This is a genomic window from Rhizobium sp. BK049, assembly GCF_014193135.1.
In the GTDB taxonomy this organism is placed as follows: Bacteria; Pseudomonadota; Alphaproteobacteria; order Rhizobiales; family Rhizobiaceae; genus Rhizobium.
Map to the genome: position 1 here is coordinate 15,461 of NZ_JACHYV010000027.1, position 18,099 is coordinate 33,559.

The 18,099-nt window shown below is 61.7% G+C and carries 21 protein-coding genes; 11 read left to right on the forward strand and 10 right to left on the reverse strand.

From position 1 onward, the window contains the following. Positions 1-56: 56 nt before the first annotated feature. From FHT70_RS24140 to FHT70_RS24160, 5 genes are all read right to left on the reverse strand, one after another. Positions 57-281: a sulfurtransferase TusA family protein gene (locus tag FHT70_RS24140; RefSeq protein ID WP_085779657.1), complete on the reverse strand. Its 225-nt coding sequence runs from the start codon at positions 279-281 to the stop codon at positions 57-59. Positions 282-286: 5 nt separating this feature from the next. Continuing rightward, positions 287-1,519, reverse strand: coding sequence for a murein L,D-transpeptidase family protein (locus tag FHT70_RS24145; RefSeq protein WP_183705339.1), 1,233 nt, complete (start codon positions 1,517-1,519; stop codon positions 287-289). A gap of 196 nt (positions 1,520-1,715) precedes the next feature. Next, positions 1,716-2,669 carry an acetyl-CoA carboxylase carboxyltransferase subunit alpha gene (locus FHT70_RS24150; protein ID WP_085779655.1) on the reverse strand — a complete coding sequence of 318 codons (954 nt, stop codon included), beginning with the start codon at positions 2,667-2,669 and terminating at the stop codon, positions 1,716-1,718. Positions 2,670-2,731: 62 nt separating this feature from the next. Beyond that, the gene (gene xerD / locus FHT70_RS24155) at positions 2,732-3,685 is read right to left on the reverse strand and encodes a site-specific tyrosine recombinase XerD (RefSeq protein WP_097601557.1); all 954 of its coding nucleotides are present in this window, start codon (positions 3,683-3,685) and stop codon (positions 2,732-2,734) included. A gap of 5 nt (positions 3,686-3,690) precedes the next feature. Further along, positions 3,691-3,867, reverse strand: a complete 177-nt coding sequence (locus FHT70_RS24160; protein ID WP_183705341.1) for a hypothetical protein — start codon at positions 3,865-3,867, stop codon at positions 3,691-3,693. 148 nt (positions 3,868-4,015) lie between these two features. Between FHT70_RS24160 and FHT70_RS24165 the strand changes: the two genes are divergently transcribed. The 3 genes from FHT70_RS24165 to FHT70_RS24175 are packed head-to-tail and all read left to right on the forward strand — an operon-like array spanning position 4,016 to position 7,040. After that, the gene (locus FHT70_RS24165) at positions 4,016-4,603 is read left to right on the forward strand and encodes a shikimate kinase (protein WP_085779653.1); all 588 of its coding nucleotides are present in this window, start codon (positions 4,016-4,018) and stop codon (positions 4,601-4,603) included. Beyond that, the gene (gene aroB, locus FHT70_RS24170; RefSeq protein ID WP_183705342.1) at positions 4,600-5,730 is read left to right on the forward strand and encodes a 3-dehydroquinate synthase; all 1,131 of its coding nucleotides are present in this window, start codon (positions 4,600-4,602) and stop codon (positions 5,728-5,730) included. Before FHT70_RS24165 ends, aroB begins: the two co-directional genes overlap by 4 nt. Further along, on the forward strand, positions 5,727-7,040 hold the full coding sequence (locus FHT70_RS24175; RefSeq protein ID WP_183705343.1) for an HlyC/CorC family transporter: 1,314 nt from the start codon (positions 5,727-5,729) through the stop codon (positions 7,038-7,040). Before aroB ends, FHT70_RS24175 begins: the two co-directional genes overlap by 4 nt. Before the next feature lie 47 nt (positions 7,041-7,087). Here the strand turns inward: FHT70_RS24175 and FHT70_RS24180 are convergent, their stop codons facing one another. Beyond that, positions 7,088-7,372 (reverse strand): BolA family transcriptional regulator, encoded by a 285-nt coding sequence (locus tag FHT70_RS24180; protein ID WP_176536407.1) that lies wholly within the window; start codon positions 7,370-7,372, stop codon positions 7,088-7,090. 102 nt (positions 7,373-7,474) lie between these two features. Here FHT70_RS24180 and FHT70_RS24185 point away from each other — a divergent pair, with 102 nt between their 5' ends. From FHT70_RS24185 to FHT70_RS24205, 5 genes are all read left to right on the forward strand, one after another. Next, a complete protein-coding gene (locus tag FHT70_RS24185; protein ID WP_085779650.1) occupies positions 7,475-8,092 on the forward strand; it encodes a J domain-containing protein in 618 nt (205 codons plus the stop codon). A 309-nt stretch (positions 8,093-8,401) separates the two neighbouring features. Then, positions 8,402-9,394 (forward strand): cobaltochelatase subunit CobS, encoded by a 993-nt coding sequence (cobS, locus tag FHT70_RS24190; protein ID WP_064805316.1) that lies wholly within the window; start codon positions 8,402-8,404, stop codon positions 9,392-9,394. Positions 9,395-9,406: 12 nt separating this feature from the next. Then, positions 9,407-11,308, forward strand: a complete 1,902-nt coding sequence (gene cobT, locus FHT70_RS24195) for a cobaltochelatase subunit CobT (protein WP_097601562.1) — start codon at positions 9,407-9,409, stop codon at positions 11,306-11,308. A gap of 21 nt (positions 11,309-11,329) precedes the next feature. Further along, the gene (locus FHT70_RS24200; RefSeq protein WP_183705344.1) at positions 11,330-12,355 is read left to right on the forward strand and encodes an esterase-like activity of phytase family protein; all 1,026 of its coding nucleotides are present in this window, start codon (positions 11,330-11,332) and stop codon (positions 12,353-12,355) included. Positions 12,356-12,413: 58 nt separating this feature from the next. After that, on the forward strand, positions 12,414-12,980 hold the full coding sequence (locus FHT70_RS24205) for an AAA family ATPase (RefSeq protein WP_183705345.1): 567 nt from the start codon (positions 12,414-12,416) through the stop codon (positions 12,978-12,980). A 6-nt stretch (positions 12,981-12,986) separates the two neighbouring features. On the opposite strand, the gene FHT70_RS24210 is transcribed toward FHT70_RS24205, so the two are convergent. Both FHT70_RS24210 and rpmB read right to left on the reverse strand, forming a co-directional pair. Further along, a complete protein-coding gene (locus FHT70_RS24210) occupies positions 12,987-13,622 on the reverse strand; it encodes a queuosine precursor transporter (protein ID WP_183705346.1) in 636 nt (211 codons plus the stop codon). A gap of 108 nt (positions 13,623-13,730) precedes the next feature. After that, positions 13,731-14,027 carry a 50S ribosomal protein L28 gene (gene rpmB / locus FHT70_RS24215; protein ID WP_008527777.1) on the reverse strand — a complete coding sequence of 99 codons (297 nt, stop codon included), beginning with the start codon at positions 14,025-14,027 and terminating at the stop codon, positions 13,731-13,733. Between the two features lie 240 nt (positions 14,028-14,267). Here rpmB and FHT70_RS24220 point away from each other — a divergent pair, with 240 nt between their 5' ends. Further along, positions 14,268-15,047, forward strand: coding sequence for a DUF3108 domain-containing protein (locus FHT70_RS24220; RefSeq protein ID WP_183705347.1), 780 nt, complete (start codon positions 14,268-14,270; stop codon positions 15,045-15,047). A gap of 30 nt (positions 15,048-15,077) precedes the next feature. After that, positions 15,078-15,968, forward strand: a complete 891-nt coding sequence (locus FHT70_RS24225) for an EamA family transporter (protein WP_183705348.1) — start codon at positions 15,078-15,080, stop codon at positions 15,966-15,968. A 3-nt stretch (positions 15,969-15,971) separates the two neighbouring features. On the opposite strand, the gene FHT70_RS24230 is transcribed toward FHT70_RS24225, so the two are convergent. Both FHT70_RS24230 and gloB read right to left on the reverse strand, forming a co-directional pair. After that, the gene (locus FHT70_RS24230) at positions 15,972-16,394 is read right to left on the reverse strand and encodes a cupin domain-containing protein (RefSeq protein WP_183705350.1); all 423 of its coding nucleotides are present in this window, start codon (positions 16,392-16,394) and stop codon (positions 15,972-15,974) included. Continuing rightward, positions 16,394-17,164, reverse strand: a complete 771-nt coding sequence (gene gloB / locus FHT70_RS24235) for a hydroxyacylglutathione hydrolase (protein ID WP_183705352.1) — start codon at positions 17,162-17,164, stop codon at positions 16,394-16,396. The genes FHT70_RS24230 and gloB overlap by 1 nt, the downstream gene beginning before the upstream one ends. Positions 17,165-17,216: 52 nt before the next feature. On the opposite strand from gloB, the gene FHT70_RS24240 reads away from it, so the two are divergent. Then, the gene (locus FHT70_RS24240; RefSeq protein ID WP_088390792.1) at positions 17,217-17,993 is read left to right on the forward strand and encodes a class I SAM-dependent methyltransferase; all 777 of its coding nucleotides are present in this window, start codon (positions 17,217-17,219) and stop codon (positions 17,991-17,993) included. Positions 17,994-18,099: the final 106 nt, after the last annotated feature.

Below are 18,099 nucleotides of genomic sequence, written 5' to 3' on the forward strand. Positions count from 1 at the left end.
GCCGCGTCGTTCTTATCGAGTCCGATTTTTCAGGCTGCTACGTCAAGTGACATGTTTTACCGCTTGCGGATCAGGAAGCGGTGGCCGTCTTCGGTCTTTTCCGTCGCGACCAGTTCGTGACCGTCCTCATTGCAGAAATGCGGCATATCGATCACTGCCATCGGATCGCTGGTATCGACGAGGACGAGCGTGCCGCTTGTCATGGCGGCAAGCTTCCGGCGCGTCTTCATCACGGGGAGTGGGCATTTCAGGCCGCGAAGATCGTAGCGAACGGGGTTCAAGCCGTTCAGTTCCGCGCCCAGAATTTCCAGAACGGCTTCTTTGCCGCGGCTTCTGCCGTCTCCTGCGGTTCGGGCGCTGGCGCGGCATAAGCGAGCGGATTCTGCATCGGCACCGGCACGACCGCAGGCGTTGCGGCGGCGACGGGCGTTGCCTGCGGCTGGGCCGGCGTTGCGGGTGTGGCGCCGGCCGCGGAGTTGGCGGTGAGGCTCTGCGTCGTGCGCTTGGCCATCAGGTCCTCGAGTTCGGCGACCTTGACCATGCGGCCGGCTTCCAGCGAGGTGCCTGTCGGCGCGAAAGCGAGTTCGCGGCCCTTGCGCAGCTTGGCGACCACGGCCTTGCGCTCGGCTTCGGACGGGTCGTACCAGGCCATGCCGTCATATTTGCTCATCGCCTTGGCATAGTCGGCGTCATAGGTCTTGCCGTAGGAGGCAAGGGCTGCCGTCAGCGCCGGCGGCGTCGACATGGCAGGGCATTTGCCGGCGGCGTTGAAGGCGCCGCCATCGGTTGCCTGCTGGTTGAAGACATATTTCTTCTCGCAGACGTTCACCTCCGGCGGGCGCTTCGTCACTTCGAAATTGTCGTAGCCGACCTTCAGCATCTTCCAGAAGTCATAGTTCGGGTCGAGGCGATGCTTGACCATGTTTTCCGCCGTCATGCGGAACGGGAAGGCCTGCAGTTGCACGGTCGACTGGCCGCCCTTGAAGGCGTCACGGGCAAAGGCATAGATCTCCAGCACCTGCTGGTCGGTCATCGAATAGCAGCCGGATGACGAGCAGGCGCCGTGGATCATCAGATCGGAACCGGTGCGGCCGTTCACTGCGTCGTAGCGGTTCGGGAAGCCGGTGTTGATCGCCAGATAATATTTGGAATTCGGGTTCAGGTTGGCGCGGGTCAGCTCGTAGAAGCCTTCCGGCGCCTGCCGGTCGCCGGTCTTGACCTTCGGACCGAGGCGGCCGGACCAGGCGCAGATCTTGTAATCGGCGATCTTGTCAAAACGGTTGTCGGTCTTCGCTTTCCAGATCTCCATTGCACCTTCTTCCTTGAAGATGCGGATCATGATGGGCGAATTGCGGTCCATGCCCTTAGCGGCCATGGCGTTGAGGATATGGGGCGGGAGCGGCTGTTCGACCTTGTTCTTGACCTTGGAAAGATCGACCTGCGCCACTTCTAGCGTATCGTTGCAGCCGGCGAGAGCCAGCGCCATGACGGAAACATAGGCAAAATGACGTATGCGCATCCAAACTAGCCCATAAAGATAGTGCGACCCGGTCCGCCTATGGAGTTCGGGCATTGGAAGGAATCATAGGCGGCTTATAGTTTATAAAACCTTACCAGCCTATGACGTGCCTCGAACATCCCCGCAAGCGCGAATGTTACAGATAATATCAATGTGGCCAAGATTTGGCCCCAATCGCTGAAAAGCGCAACTTATCTTAGAGGTTGCGGCCCATATTGAGGAATTTCTGACGCCGCTCATTGCGCAGCTGTTCGCCGGAACGCGATGCCATTTCGCCGAGCGCATTGGCGATCACGTCGCCGGTTGCGGCGATCACGCTATCGGGATCGCGATGGGCGCCGCCGAGCGGCTCGGAAATGATGCCGTCGATGACGCCGAGCGATTTCAGGTCTTCGGCGGTGATCTTCATGTTGGTCGCCGCTTCCCGGGCGCGGGTCGAATCGCGCCAGAGGATGGAGGCTGCCCCTTCCGGGGAAATGACGCTGTAGATCGAATGCTCGAGCATGTAGACCCTGTTGCCGGTGGCAATCGCGATCGCGCCGCCCGAGCCGCCCTCGCCGATGACGACGGAAACGAGGGGAACCTTGACGCCGAGACACATTTCCGTCGAGCGGGCAATCGCCTCGGCCTGGCCGCGCTCCTCGGCGCCGACGCCGGGATAGGCGCCGGCCGTATCCACCAGCGAAATGACGGGCAGGCCGAAACGGTCAGCCATTTCAAGGATGCGGATTGCCTTCCGGTAGCCTTCCGGCCGGGGGCTGCCGAAATTGTGCTTCAGGCGAGTCTTGGTGTCGTTGCCCTTTTCCTGGCCGATGACGGCGACGGGCTGGCCGCGGAAGCGGGCAAGGCCCGCCTGGATCGCGGCATCCTCGGAAAACTTGCGGTCGCCGGCAAGCGGGGTGAATTCCTGAAACAGCGTCTTGGCGTAATCGACGAAATGCGGGCGCTGCGGGTGGCGGGCGACCTGCGTCTTCTGCCAGGCATTGAGCTTGGAATAGATTTCGACGATCGCTTCGCGGACGCGAACCTCCAGCCTGCCGATCTCATCGGTGGTGTCGATGCTCTCGTCTTCCATTGCGAGCTTCTTCAGCTCGATGATCTTGCCTTCGAGGTCGGAGATCGGCTTTTCGAAGTCGAGATAATTGTGCATGAGGTGCGTTTCCGTTCCTTGTGCCCGGGGCGTTTTCCTGGCTCCGCCCCTTGTCGCCGGTCCTATTCGTGCTTTTTCGCCTGTTTGGCAAGGGGGTGATGCATCTGGACGAGCTGCTGCAGCCGCTCTTCGAGGACATGCGTATAGATCTGTGTGGTCGAAATGTCCGAATGGCCGAGGAGTTCCTGCACGACGCGCAGATCGGCGCCGTTGGCAAGCAGGTGGCTGGCGAAGGCGTGGCGCATGACGTGCGGCGAGATCAGCGACGGCGTCAGGCCGGCGCGGATCGCCAGGTTCTTGAGGTCGCGGGCGAAAACCTGGCGCGGCAGGTATCCCTCCTTGGAGGCGGCAGGAAAGAGCCAAGGGCTTTCCTGCGGCTCCTTCGCCGCGGCGGTCTCGGTCGCCAGCAGGCGCCCATACGATTTCAGGGCCGCGATCGCCGAGTGCGACAGCGGCACCAGCCGCTCCTTGTTGCCCTTGCCGCGGATCATCAGGAAACGGCCCTCCTGGTCAAGTACGCGGGCCGGTAGCGAGACGAGTTCGCTGACGCGCATGCCGGTGGCATAGAGCAGTTCCAACAGCGCCAGCATGCGCAGGCGCTGCAACTGGCCCGGAGCCGGATCGTCGGCCTCGGCCTGCGCTTGCGACAGCAGCCTGCCGACCTCCTCGACCCCCATCGTCTTAGGTAGCGGACGTCCCTTCTTCGGCGCATCGAGAACGCCTGTGGGGTCGTCGGTCCGCAGGCCCTCGGCATAGAGGAACTTGTAGAATTGCCGCATCGCGGCGAGCCGGCGTGCTTGCGAGGAGGGCTTGAAGCCCTGGCGGGCGAGCGAGGCGAGATAGGCGGCCAGGTCGGCGGAACCTGCTTCGGTCAACCTTATGCTGCGGCCGTTCAGGAAAGCGCTGACATCGTCGAGGTCGCGCTGGTAGGATTGCAGGGTGTTGGCGGCAGCCCCACGTTCGGCGCTCATCATTTCCAGGAAGGATTCCATGTGGACGCGGCTTAGATCCATCATCTCACTCACTTCCTGGTCGTGTCGATTGTGCCCGTCGCCGGCGGGTTGACCCGCTCGGAGGGAATACGGATCGTTACGTCGCGCGGCTTGGGCTCGACGAAGGTCACGAGCGCCCACATCGCTCCGTAAACCGTCCCGGCGAGGATCGCGCAGAAGAACAGGAAACGGAACAGGGTCGGCATTCGGCAACTCCTTCATGCTGTGCTTCTGTTATAAGAAGCGTATTCGCAAGTGCAAGAAGCGCCATCCGAGCCATGATTCCCTTGTCCGCGACTTGACGCTCCACCTGCATTTGTCGATACGGTTTGCAAACAAAGTGTGAATGGACCGATGAGTGAACCACTGCTGACCGTTGCTGACAGCCTGAAAGACAGAGCTCGCGCTGCGCTCGGTTCACGCAATCTGATCCTCGTCGGCCTGATGGGCGCCGGGAAATCCTCCGTCGGGCGCATCGTCGCCAGCCAACTCGGCATTCCCTTCATCGACAGCGATCATGAGATCGAGCGGGTGTCGCGCATGACCATTGCCGAACTTTTCGCAGCCTATGGCGAGGAAGAGTTCCGGGCGCTGGAAACGCGAGTGATGAAGCGGCTCCTGAAGAGCGGACCGCGCGTCGTCTCCACCGGCGGCGGCGCCTTCATCAATGACCGCACCCGCAGGCATATAAAAAAGGGCGGGCTGTCGATCTGGCTGAAGGCTGATCTCGACGTGCTTTGGGAGCGGGTCAACAAGCGTGACACGCGGCCGCTGCTCAAGACCGAAAATCCCAAGCAGACCCTCGAAAATCTGATGAAGGCGCGTTACCCGATCTATGCGCAGGCAGACCTCACCATACTCTCGCGTGATGTGCGCAAGGAAATCATGGCGGACGAGGTGCTGAAGGCCGTGGTCGAACAGAAAGAAAGTGCAGCGTCATGAATGCGATAAGCTCCACCTCATCAGTCCAGAAAGTGCATGTGCCGCTCGGCGAGCGCGCCTATGACATCCTGATCGGGCCAGGGCTGATTGCGCGGGCCGGCGCCGAGATCGCCTCGCGTCTCAAAGGCCGCAAAGCGGCCATCATCACCGACGAAAACGTCGCTCCGCTCTATCTCGAGGCCGTCGTCGCGAGCCTCAATGCGGCAGGTATCGTCTCGGCCGAGGTCGTGCTGCCGCCCGGCGAAAAGACGAAGAGCTTCGAACATCTCATTGATGTCTGCGACAAGGTGCTCGAAGCCAGGGTCGAGCGCAACGACTGCGTGATCGCGCTCGGCGGCGGCGTCATCGGTGACCTCTCGGGTTTTGCCGCCGGCATCGTCCGCCGCGGCGTGCGCTTCGTGCAGGTGCCGACTTCGCTGCTGGCGCAGGTCGATTCCTCCGTCGGCGGCAAGACCGGCATCAATTCCCGCCACGGCAAGAACCTCATCGGCGTCTTCCATCAGCCGGACCTGGTCCTGGCCGATACGGATGTGCTGAATACGCTGAGCGGGCGGGAATTCCGCGCAGGCTATGCCGAGGTGGCAAAGTATGGGCTGATCGACAAGCCGGATTTCTTTGCCTGGCTGGAAGCGAACTGGAAGTCGGTGTTTACGGGCGGCTCGGCCCGCATCGAGGCCATCGCTGCCAGCTGCCAGGCGAAAGCCGATGTCGTCGTTGCCGACGAGCGGGAAACCGGTCAGCGGGCGCTGCTCAATCTCGGCCATACGTTCGGGCATGCGCTGGAAGCGGCGACCGCTTATGACAGCCGCCGGCTGGTGCACGGTGAGGGCGTGTCGATCGGCATGGTGCTGGCGCATGAATTTTCCGCACGAATGAACCTTGCGAGCCCAGATGATGCGCAGCGCGTCGAGCGGCATCTGAAGGAAGTCGGTCTGCCGACCCGCATGGCGGATATCATGGGCGAGCTGCCGCCGGCTGAATCGCTGATGGATGCGATCGCGCAAGACAAAAAGGTCAAGAGCGGCAAGCTCACCTTCATCCTGACGCGCGGCATCGGTCAGTCCTTCGTCGCCGACGATGTTCCGGCATCCGAAGTGCTCAGTTTTCTCCGGGAAAAACATCCTTGACGACGATCGAAGGCGCTTTGGCGTTTCTTGCGACATACTGGCCGGAGATCCTTTCGATCACGGCGCTCGTGCTGACGTCCGCCTTCTTCTCCGGCACGGAGACGGCGCTCACCGCCGTTTCGCGCAGCCGCATTCATACGCTTGAGGTCAACGGCGATGAACGCGCCGGCCTCGTCCGGCAGTTGATCGAACGGCGCGACCGGCTGATCGGTACGCTGCTGATCGGCAACAATCTTGCCAACATCCTCTCTTCCTCGATCGCCACCAGCCTTTTTCTCGGGCTGTTCGGCAGTTCGGGTGTGGCGCTGGCGACGCTCGCCATGACCATCATCCTCGTCATCTTCGCGGAGGTGCTGCCGAAGAGCTGGGCGATCTCGGCGCCGGAACGCTTCGCGCTCGCCGTCGCATTTCCCACCAGATTGTTCGTCGCCATCGTCGGCCCGGTGTCCTCCTTCGTCAATGCGGTTGTGCGACAGATCCTGGCGCTGTTCGGCATCAATCTTTCGCGGGAAGTTTCGATGCTGACGGCGCATGAGGAGCTGCGCGGCGCCGTCGATCTGCTGCACCGCGAGGGATCGGTGGTGAAGGCCGACCGCGATCGCCTCGGCGGCGTGCTCGACCTCAGCCAGCTGGAGCTATCAGACATCATGGTCCACCGCACCAAGATGCGGGCGATCAATGCCGACGATCCGCCGGAAGCGGTGGTGCGCGCCATTCTTGAAAGTCCCTATACGCGCATGCCGTTGTGGCGCGGCACGATCGACAACATCATCGGCGTCGTCCACGCCAAGGATCTTCTGCGGGCACTGGCCGAGCCGAACATGGAGCCGCAGAATCTCGATGTCGTGAAGATCGCGCAGAAGCCGTGGTTCGTGCCCGACAGCACCAATCTTGAGGACCAGCTCAACGCTTTTCTGCGCCGCAAGCAGCATTTCGCCGTCGTCGTCGACGAATATGGCGAGGTGCAGGGCATCGTCACGCTGGAGGATATTCTCGAGGAAATCGTGGGCGACATTTCCGACGAGCACGATGTCGAGATGCAGGGCGTGCGTCAGGAAGCGGACGGCTCTGTCGTCGTCGATGGCAGCGTGCCGATCCGCGATCTCAACCGCGCGCTCGACTGGAACCTGCCCGACGAGGAGGCGACGACCATCGCCGGCCTCGTCATCCATGAATCGATGACCATCCCGGAAGAGCGTCAGGCCTTCACCTTCTACGGCAAACGTTTCGTCGTGATGAAGCGGGAGAAAAACCGCATCACCAAGCTGCGCATCCGCCCCGCGCAGGAAGACGACACAAAACCGGTGTGATCCGGTTGGATTGCCTGCGCCTTATACCCATATAGGCTGCTGTGCCGCTACCAGCGGGTGGGTTCACCAGGTGCCGCCGGTTCGACGGCCAGCGCGTGCAGGCCGGCATCGAGCTCCGGTTTCAACAGATCGGTGATCGCCCGGTGGCGCGCCAGGCGGGAGAGGCCGGCAAATTTAGTCGAAACGATCCTCACCCGCATGTGGGTTTCGCCGGTGCCCGTGATGTCAGGCTGGTGGCCGGCATGCAGATGGCTTTCGTCGATGACGCTCAAGCGTTCGGGCGCGAAGGCTTCGATAAGTTTTTCTTCGATGCGGGTCCGCAGGGTCATCATCCGGTCTTGCTGCTTCGCGAAAAGGGTTCCCACCAAGCCAGCAACATTCCCATTTGTCAATTCTTGTTGTCGCCTCGCGACAGCCCCATAATTAGCGCCGCCATGAGACTTGATTCAAAATACTTCGATCGCATCCGCACACGCCGCAAACGCGAGCAGGAGACGGAGCAGGCGCCGCCTACCTGTCAATGGGACGGCTGCGATAAGAAAGGTGCGCATCGCGCTCCGGTGGGGCGCAATGCGGAAGGCCAGTTCTTTTTGTTCTGCTTCGAGCACGTCAAGGAATACAATAAGGGCTATAATTATTTCTCCGGCCTTTCGGACGGCGAGATCGCGCGCTACCAGAAAGAGGCGATCACCGGCCATCGACCGACATGGACCGTCGGCGTCAATAAGTCGGCCAAGGACAGCCCGCTGCATTCCGAGGTGCGCTCCGGCGCCTACTCGCGCGTTCGCGATCCCTTCGGCTTCGTCAAGGAAGGCGGCAAGGGCAGCGGGCCGCGCTTTCCCCAGGCGCGCAAGCTGAAATCGCTAGAAAGCAAAGCCTTCGACACGATGGGTCTCCACGCCAACGCGACCTCGGCGGAGATTAAGAGCCGCTACAAGGAGCTGGTCAAGAAGCACCATCCGGATGCCAATGGCGGCGACCGCGGCTCGGAAGAGCGTTTCCGCGCCGTCATCCAGGCGTATCAATTGTTGAAGCAGAACGGTTTTTGTTAATTCCCGTCCTTGCTCTTGGGCTTCAATCGGGTATGGTCCAAATCGGCTGAGGCCGCAGGCAAACGCGGCTCCTATCTGCGTGTTTTCCCGACATCGCCTCGGCCGACCTTCCGGACGCGGCGTTTCTTGTCCGGGACTCTTTCAAGAATGCTCGCACGCGGTCATCATCCCGCCGAGGTTTCGTTTCAGTCCCGGAGAAGTATCGCCGACGTTCCGACCTGGACGGGCGCGGAATAAAATCGCGGCGTCACGGTTGCGACATGGCCTGAGACAGTTTGGCCGGGTGACTTCACCCGCCTTGGAGACATGATGAGCAAGATCGACCTCGATATTTCAGAACTGCCCGATACTACCGTTTCGGTCCGCGAGACCTTCGGCATCGATTCCGACATCCGCGTTCCTGCCTACAGCAAGGGTGACGCCTATGTGCCGGATCTCGATCCCGACTACCTGTTCGACCGCGAGACGACGCTCGCCATTCTCGCAGGCTTCGCGCATAACCGCCGCGTGATGATCTCCGGCTATCACGGCACGGGCAAATCCTCGCATATCGAGCAGGTGGCGGCGCGCATCAACTGGCCCTGCGTGCGCATCAACCTCGACAGCCATGTCAGCCGTATCGATCTCGTCGGCAAAGACGCGATCGTCGTCAAGGACGGGCTGCAGGTCACCGAGTTCAAGGACGGCATCCTGCCTTGGGCCTATCAGCACAATGTCGCGCTCGTCTTCGACGAATATGATGCCGGCCGTCCCGACGTGATGTTCGTCATTCAGCGCGTCCTGGAATCGTCAGGCCGCCTGACACTGCTCGACCAGAGCCGCGTCATCCGGCCGCATCCGGCCTTCCGCCTGTTTGCGACCGCCAATACGATCGGCCTCGGCGACACCACCGGCCTTTATCACGGCACGCAGCAGATCAACCAAGCGCAGATGGACCGCTGGTCGATCGTCACGACGCTGAACTACCTGCCGCATGATCACGAAGTGAATATCGTCGCCGCCAAGGTGAAGAGCTTCGGCAAGGACAGGGAAGGGCGTGAGATCGTCTCGAAGATGGTCCGCGTTGCCGATCTGACGCGCGCCGCCTTCATGAACGGCGATCTTTCGACCGTCATGAGCCCGCGCACGGTCATCACCTGGGCCGAGAATGCCGAAATCTTCGGCGATCTCGCCTTTGCCTTCCGCGTCACCTTCCTCAACAAGTGCGACGAGCTGGAGCGCCCGCTGGTCGCCGAGCACTATCAGCGCGCCTTCGGCGTGGAACTGAAGGAAAGTGCTGCCAACATCGTCCTCGGAGCCTGAGGCCCACCGATCATGGCAGCTCGCGGTGACAATTCGAAAGCAAAGCCCGGTGCGCCCGTCGACGTCGAGCCGTTGCGCCGGGCGATATCCGGCTGCGTCCGCTCGATCGCCGGCGACGGCGATGTCGAGGTGACCTTCGCCAACGAACGGCCTGGTATGACCGGCGAGCGCATCCGGCTGCCGGAGCTTTCCAAGCGGCCGACGGCGCATGAGCTGGCGGTCACCCGCGGACTAGGCGATTCCATGGCATTGCGCCTCGCCTGCCATGACGAGAAGATGCACACGACGATGGCGCCGCAGGGCTCCGACGCCCGGGCGATCTTCGATGCGGTCGAGCAGGCGCGTGTCGAATCGATCGGGACGCTGCGCATGGAGGGCGTGGCGGCGAACCTGCGTTCCATGACGGAAGAGAAATATGCCAAGGCGAATTTCACCGGCATCGAGCGCCAGGAAGACGCGCCGATCGGCGAAGCCGTCGCCATGATGGTGCGCGAGAAGCTGACCGGCCAGCGTCCGCCTGCCTCCGCCGGCAAGGTGCTCGATCTCTGGCGCGGTTTCATCGAAGACAAGGCGGGGGCTGAACTCGGTAACCTGTCGGGTGCGATAAACGACCAGCAGGCCTTCGCCAAGGTCGTCCGCAACATGCTGTCGGCGATGGAAATGGCCGAGGAGTATGGCGACGACGACAGCGAAGCTGACAATGACGATCAGTCGGAGCAGGAAGACCAGCCGAGCGGCGAGGAGCAGGACCAGGACGAGGTCGACGAGGATGCCGGCACCGATGCCGCCCCGGTCGAGGACAGCGAGGTTTCCGACGAGCAGATGGAGGACGGCGAGACTGAAGGCGCCGAAATCTCCGACGACGACATGATGGAGGAGGGCGAGGACGATTCGGAAACGCCTGGCGAGACCCGCCGCCCGAACACGCCGTTTGCCGATTTCAACGAAAAGGTCGATTATCACGTCTATACCGAAGAGTTCGACGAGATCATCACCGCTGAGGAACTCTGCGACGCCGCCGAGCTGGAGCGCCTGCGCGCCTTTCTCGACAAGCAACTGGCGCATCTGCAGGGCGCGGTCGGGCGCCTCGCCAACCGGCTGCAGCGCCGCCTGATGGCACAGCAGAACCGCTCCTGGGATTTCGATCTGGAGGAGGGCTATCTTGATACGGCCCGGCTACAGCGCATCATCATCGACCCGATGCAGCCGCTCTCCTTCAAGATGGAGCGGGACACGCAGTTCCGCGATACGGTCGTCACCCTGCTCATCGACAATTCCGGATCCATGCGCGGCAGGCCGATCACGGTAGCCGCGACCTGCGCCGACATTCTCGCCCGCACGCTGGAGCGCTGCGGCGTTAAGGTCGAGATTCTCGGCTTCACCACGAAAGCCTGGAAGGGCGGGCAGGCGCGTGAAACCTGGCTTGCCGGCGGCAAGCCGCAGACGCCGGGTCGTCTCAACGACCTTCGCCACATTGTCTACAAATCGGCCGACGCGCCGTGGCGGCGGGCACGCGCCAATCTCGGGCTGATGATGCGCGAAGGCCTGCTCAAGGAAAACATCGACGGCGAGGCGCTGATCTGGGCGCATAACCGCCTGCTCGCCCGCCGTGAACAGCGCCGCATTCTGATGATGATCTCGGACGGCGCGCCGGTCGACGATTCGACGCTGTCCGTCAATCCGGGCAATTATCTCGAGCGGCATCTTCGCGCCGTCATCGAGCAGATCGAGACGCGCTCGCCCGTCGAACTGCTGGCAATCGGCATCGGTCACGATGTGACGCGCTACTATCGCCGCGCCGTGACGATCGTCGATGCGGACGAGCTTGCAGGCGCGATGACCGAACAGCTCGCCTCGCTCTTCGAAGATCAATCCGCCCAGCCTCGCGGCGGCCGGTTACGCCGTGCCGGCTGACGCGGGAAGGAAACATATCGAATGATGGTCAAGCGCCTGTGCCGCGCGGCATCGATCTCGCTCTGCCTAGTAGGGGGAGCTTCCGCGGCGATGGCCGGCGACGAAATACCCATAATTAGCCGGCAAATTACCGATTACAGGATCGGATCGTCGGAGACGACGTTCGGCTCGCTGGAATTCCTCGGCGGGCTGGAGATGGTTTCCAGCCGAGCGTTGTTCGGCTCGCTTTCCTCCATCCGTTTCCGTCAGGACCAGAAACACTTCATCGTCGTGCTCGATACCGGCCAGTGGCTGACCGGCAGCATCGAGCGCGATGCGAGGGGCAGGCTTTCAGGCCTTTCTCAGGTCGAGATCACCCCGATGAAGAACCGCGCCGGCCGCAGCCTCGAGGGCAAGGGCTATATGGATGCCGAGGGCGTGGCGCTCGATGGCGACCGGATATTGGTCTCTTTCGAGCAAAATCATCGCGTCGACGTTTATCCCGATCCCGGCTTTGCCGCATCGCGCGCGACCGCTACCCTGCCGATCCTCATCCCGCGCAAGATGCTGAGCGACAATCGCGGTATCGAAACCATAGCCGTGGCACCCGCCTCCAGTCCGTTGAAGAGCGGCGTGGTCATCGTCTCCGAGCGCGGTCTCGACAGCGAGGGCAATCGGATGGCGGCTATTCTCAGCGGCCCGCTGAAAGGGCTGTTCTCGATCAAACGCGATGGCAGCTTCGACGTCACCGACGGTGCTTTCCTGCCGGACGGCGACCTGCTGCTCCTGGAGCGGCGCTTCAACATGGCCGAAGGCATCGGCATGCGGCTTCGGCGCATCAAAGGCGCCGATATCCGGCCGCAGGCCGTCGTTGATGGCGAATTGCTGCTCGAAGGCAATTTCAACTCGCAGATCGACAATATGGAAGGGCTTGACGTGTTTCAGGCCGCCGACGGCACGACCCATATCATCATGGTGTCGGACGACAACCATTCGATCCTGCAGCGCAATCTGATGCTGGAATTCCGGCTCTCCGATAGCCGCATCCTCAGCGCGGCGTCAGATTGACGTCACATGTCCCGGCTATGCCATTGTCGCGTCGAGAGCAGCTTTCGGAGGGACAATCATGGTGCATATTCATATCATGGGTGCATCCGGTTCCGGCACGACTTCGCTCGGTCATACGCTTGCCGAACGGCTCGATATCGCCCATCTCGATACTGACGATTTCTTCTGGCTGCCGACCGACCCGCCATTCACGACGCCGCGTGACGCCGACGAACGCATTCGGCTGCTGCTTGCAGAAGCGGCACGGCATGACGGCTGGGTCCTCTCCGGATCGGCGCTGAAATGGGCGAGGCAGATCGAGCCGTTCTATGAACTGATCGTGTTTCTCAGGATCGAGCCGGAGCTGCGGATGGCGCGGATCCGCGCGCGGGAGATTGCTCGCTACGGAGACAGGATGGGGCCTGGCGGTGACATGGAAATCAAAAGCGGGGAATTCATGGAATGGGCGGCAAGTTACAACACGGCCGGTCCGGAACGCCGCAGTCTTGCAGCGCATGAGCAATGGCTGGAAACGCAGACGGCCCCAGTCCTGCGGCTTGATTCGTCACGAGAGATCGATGATCTGGCTGCAGAGGTTCTGCTGCATCCCGCAATCGCCGACGGCGCGGTCCGGCAGCGCCGTTGAAAACCTTTAGCTGACGCGTGCGGGCTGCATCGGCCGCAGCACGTTCATCAGCGCGCCATAAGGCAGGAGCATCACGAGGCCGACGATCATCTTGACGACGAAATCGCCGATCGCCCAGGAAATCCAGCGCGGCGCCTCTATGGCAAAGACGCCGAGGACAGGAGCTGCTTCGAGCGCAAAGGGCTCGTTCGGGCCGAGGAAGACGAAAAACGCGGCAAAGGACAACGAGAAGAACATCACCGTGTCGAGCGCCGAGCCGATCAGCGAGCCCAAAAGCGGCGCGCGCCACCAGGCCTGGCGGCGAAGGCGGTTGAAGACGGCGATATCGAGCAGCTGGCCGGCGAGATAGGCCGAACCGGAGGCGATGGCGATGCGCGGCACTGACGTGAAGAACGACAGCGTCACGCCGACGACGAAGCCGGCAAAAACGACCTTGCGGGCTGTCTGCGGGCCGAACTGGCGGTTGGTCAGATCGGTAATCAGGAAGGCGACCGGATAGGAGAAGGCGCCCCAGGTCAGGATGTCGGCCAAGTTGATGCCCGCGACTTCGGCGTTCAGCGGAAACTGTACGAGGAAGTTGGAGGCGACGACGACAAGCGTCATCAAGGCGACATAGGCAAGCGTATAGCGCGTCTTCAGCATTTTTTATCCTGGGTGATGCCACCAGTTGGAGTGTTCAGGCAAAGCAAAAGGCCTGACCGGGGTTATCCGTGCAAGCCTTTTGAAACCGTATGAAAGAAGAGCAGAAGCTTACGCAGCAGCGGCTTCGGCGGTCTTCTTGACGATCTGACGGCGCAGCAGGCGCGCGCGCATCGACAGTTCGTTTTCGCTTGCCTTGATCAGGAAGGCATCGAGGCCGCCACGATGTTCGACGGAGCGAAGAGCCGCAGCCGAAACGCGAAGACGGTAACGCTGGTTGAGAGCGTCGGAGATCAGCGTTACCTGGCACAGGTTCGGCAGGAACCGGCGCTTGGTCTTGTTGTTGGCATGGCTGACATTGTTACCAGTCAGGACGGCCTTGCCGGTCAATTCGCACACGCGGGACATTGAACACCTATTCTTGTTTTTCTCGGGCCATCGAATTGCTATCCCCGGCAAAACCGGGCTCGCAATCCAACAGGCATGATTGGAAAGTTGCGGTTCTATAGTCAGAGAGGCTGCGCGCGTCAAGCCAAACCTTGGCCTTTCCCGCAATTCTGTCAAAAAGCTGCTGTTTTCTTCTCTTTACGGCAGGAGTATAGAGCGTTCGGCAGGGCTGCCGGCGCGCGGTAAGACAAGGCTTCACTCATGGCTCATTCGGGCAGACGCATTTTCATTTCGGCCATCGCCGCACTCCTTGCCATACCGGCATCGGCGGCCGAAATCCAGCATCAGACCGTCTATCGGGTGACGCTTGCCGGCCTGCCGATCGCGCGTGCGGCGTTTCTGACGCAGATCGAGGACGATCACTCTTACAAGATTGCCGGCGATATCAAATCAGCCGGGCTTGCCGATCTCGTCAAGACGATCTCGGCAAAGACCAGCGTCACCGGCGTTGTCCGTAATGATCGGCTGCAGGCGCTGAAATATTCGCTCTATTACAAGAGCGGCAAGAAGGCCCGCGTCTACGAGGTCAGCTACCGCAACGGCAACATCATCTCGGCAACGACGACGCCGCCGCCGAAACGGCCGAAGAACTGGATCGACGTCACGCCGGGCGACATGCGTTCGGTGCTCGATCCGATCTCCGGCCTTGTTTTCACCGGGGATACCAAGGTCTGCGCGCAGACGCTGCCGATCTTCGACGGCGAGACGCGCATGGACCTCGTGCTTTCGCCGAAAGGCGACGAGGATTTTTCGACCGACGGCTTCAAGGGCAAGGCGGTCGTCTGCAGCGTGCGCTTCGTGCCGCGCTCCGGCTACAAAAAAGGCCGCAAGGACATCGACTATCTCAGCAAGAGCGACCGCATGGAGATCTGGTTTGCCAAGTCGGAGGCGGCCAATGTATATGCTCCGGTCTATGTGCGGATTCCCACGGAATATGGAATGGTGACGATCACTGCCGTCAAATATGGCAGTGTCAGCTGACGGAGCTTTCGCCTCCGTGAAGGGGGACAGGTGAAGCTTCGTGCGACGGTGGTCGGTTTTACGGCTATTCTGATGTGGTCGTTCCTGGCACTGCTGACGGCCGGCTCCGGAGAGATGCCGCCCTTCCAGCTTTCGGCCGTCTGCTTTGCGATCGGCAGCATTCCCGGCCTCGTCATGCTTGTCCTCAATCCGGCGCGGCTGGCGTTGCTGAAGCAGCCGCCAAAGGTCTGGATAACCGGTATTGCAGGCTTGTTCGGCTATCATTTCCTCTATTTTACCGCGCTCAGGAACGCGCCGGCGGTGGAGGCGGGACTGATCGCCTATCTCTGGCCGCTCTTGATCGTGGTCGGCTCAGCGCTGCTGCCGGGCGAACGGTTGCGCTGGTATCACGTGGCGGGCGCGCTTGCCGGACTTTGCGGCACCTTCCTGATCGTCGGCCGCAACGGCATCGATTTCGACGGCGCCTACGCGATCGGTTATGGGGCTGCCTTCCTCTGCGCCTTCACATGGTCGGGCTATTCGCTGCTGACCAGGCGTTTCGACGCCGTCTCCACAGATGTCGTCACCGGTTTCTGCCTTGCAACCTCCATCCTGTCCTTCTTCAGCCATCTCTGCCTGGAGGCGACCGTCTGGCCGGAAACCAGCCTCGAATGGGCCGCCGTCGTCGGGCTCGGCCTCTTCCCGGTCGGGGCGGCTTTCTATGCCTGGGATTACGGCGTCAAGAATGGCGATATCCAGATTCTCGGCGCGGCAAGTTATGCCGCGCCGCTGCTTTCGACGCTCATCCTGACGTTGTTCGGATTTGCCGAGCCGAGCTGGCGCATTGCTCTCGCCTGCCTGCTCGTCACCGGTGGAGCGGTGCTCGCCGCCCAGGAAATGTTCCGCCGCAAAATTCCGGCGCAATCTGCGGCAGCGGAGTAGCCCTCAGTCGCCCGGCTTCCAATCCGCCGGCGCCATCTCAAAACTCGAAAATTCGAAGCCGGGCGAGACAGTGCAGCCGACCAGGGTGAAGTCGCCGAGCGGTTCGGCCGATTGCCACCAATTGGCGGGGATGATTGCCTGCGGCCGCTCGCCGGCGGCAAGGTCTGTTCCGAGCGTCAGGGTTTCGCTTGTCATCCCGTCCTGCGAGCGGTGCAGCGCCAGCGGCGCACCCGCGTGATAATGCCAGACCTCGACCGCGTCATGGACGCGATGCCAGTGCGAACGCTGTCCTTTTGTCAGCAGATAATAGATCGCCGTCGAATGGCCGCGCTCTCCACCCGCCGTGTCGCGGAACGTCTGCACGTACCAGCCGCCTTCGGGATGCGGCTGCATGCCGAGCTCGCGAATGATCTTCTCAGGCGACATCAGAAATTGTCCTTGCGCTTGCGGATCTCGGCAAAGACCTCCTCATTCGTCTTGCCTTCCATGATCAGATTGCGGCGGATCGCGGGATCGGCGGCGCGCAGAAACGGGTTGGTTTCCTTTTCCAGCCCGAGCGTCGTGGGGATGGTGAATTTGCCTTCGGCGCGCCGAGCTTCGATCTCGGCAGCGCGGCTTTTCAGGCGCTCATTGTCGGGATCGACCGTCAGTGCGAAGCGGGCGTTGGACAATGTATATTCGTGGCCGAAATAGACAGCGGTCTCGTCCGGCAGCACCGCGAGCTTCTGCAGGGAATGCCACATGTCGGCGGCGGGGCGTTCGAAAAGGCGGCCGCAGCCGAGGGCAAACAGGGTGTCGGCGGCAAAGAGCAGCTTGTCGTCGACGAAGTGATAGCAGATGTGACCGGCGGTGTGACCGGGGGTCTCAATGACCTTGACCGTGTGATCGCCGAAAAGAAAGCTGTCGCCATCGGCCATCGTTCGGTCGAGACCGGGAATGGCGATGGCCTCGTTGATCGGGCCGATGATCTCGCAGCCGAACTGCTCCTTCAGCGTCAGGTTTGCGGCGACATGATCGGTGTGGTGATGCGTGGTGAAGATGTGGGTGATCTTCCAGCCGCGCCGTGTTGCCGCTTCCAGGATCGGCGCCTCCTCCGGCGCATCGATCGACGCGGTAAATCCTGTCTCCGGATCGTGCACGAGCACGCCGAAATTGTCGGTGCGGCAGAGAAAAACGTCTAATTCCAAAGGTTTCATCTCAAACAATCCCTTGTCCCACGACTCTCGCGGGAATGTAGAGACTCCGGCCTTGAAGTCCAACCGCCCGCTGATAACATTTATCGCGATGCACGCAGATATCGTCGACCTACGTCAGTTCTACCACTCCGACCTCGGGCGTCTTGCCGAGCAGTCGATCGCCATGGCGCTCTCGTCGCTCTGGGTGCGCCTGCCACAGGAGCGTCTCGTCGGGCTCGGTTATGCCGTGCCGTTCCTCGATCGCTTCCAGGCCGATACCGAACGCACCTTCGCCTTTATGCCGGCCGGACAGGGGGCGGTGAACTGGCCGATGGGCTCGCTGTCGTCGACGACGCTGATTTTCGATGAGGAACTACCGCTGCCGGATTCCTCAATCGACCGGGTGCTGATGGTGCATTCGCTCGAGTTCGCGGAAAGCCCGCGCGAGACGCTGAAAGAGCTTTGGCGGGTGCTGGCACCGGGTGGGCGGCTTGTTATCGTGGTGCCGAACCGGCGCGGGGTCTGGGCCCGCATGGAACACACGCCCTTCGGCTCGGGCCGGCCCTATTCCCGCGGTCAGCTGACGCATCTGCTGCGCGAGACGAATTTCACGCCGGGTGCGACCGCCGAAGCGTTGTTCTTTCCGCCCTCGAAACTCAGAACCATCCTGCGCCTTCGCCGCGCTTTCGAGCGGATCGGCCGCACTTTATGGCCAGCCTTTTCGGGTGTCATCATCGTCGAGGCGCAGAAGCGGCTCTATCAGGGGTTGCCGGTCGCCGCCCGCGCCTCCCGCCGTGTCTTCGTGCCCGTTCTCGCGCCGCACGGCGTACCGACCACACGCAACAGCTGAAGAACATGGGACATTCTCCGGTTGCTTGTGTCACGCCCATGCCTCTCGACAACAATCACATTCCGCTTTAATGCCACTTGGTCATTTTCCGGAAAATCCAAGGTCG